Raw genomic sequence first — 518 nt, 5'->3', positions numbered from 1 at the left:
TCAGATCCAGGTTCATATTCTTGGAAATTGCTTCTTATAAAAGATGCTCGCGTCCACTATGTAGTTCTCAAACAACAACCCCGTACCACACACCCCACACACACAACATGCATGATCGGTGCAGCCAGGAAACCAGAAACACAAGTCCCACACCACCGCCACGCACCCACCCCCGAAAGGGAAGGACAACGCGGCCGCGCCATGGTCCTGTTGCCTCAGGACCCAACAGTGTGCCAAACACTACCCAACAGCTCATTCCGGCGTGCGTTCCAGGACACTCTCAAGAGAGCATCCGTACTAGCTGCCGGCCTGTGCCGCCAGGCACCTATTTGTTGATATTCCACCCGTGAGCACCCGCCGCAGAACWWKCGTCTGCGCAACGGGCGTACTCCTGACAACCCCACCACACGGACATAACGCCCGGCAGGGTGGTTGTAGGTGCTCCTTAGAAAGGAGGTGATCCAGCCGCACCTTCCGGTACGGCTACCTTGTTACGACTTAGTCCCAATCGCCAGTCC

At 56.7% G+C, this 518-nt stretch carries 1 rRNA gene; it reads right to left on the bottom strand.

Annotation, left to right across the window (positions count from 1 at the left end):
• Window positions 1–449: 449 nt before the first annotated feature.
• Window positions 450–518, bottom strand: a 16S ribosomal RNA gene (locus AC1DGD_RS22130); the annotation flags it as partial.

The sequence above is a fragment of the Arthrobacter sp. 05T45 genome (assembly GCF_056395875.1).
Note: the sequence above shows the minus strand (reverse complement) of the source record. Positions and strands in the feature narration are given on the sequence as shown.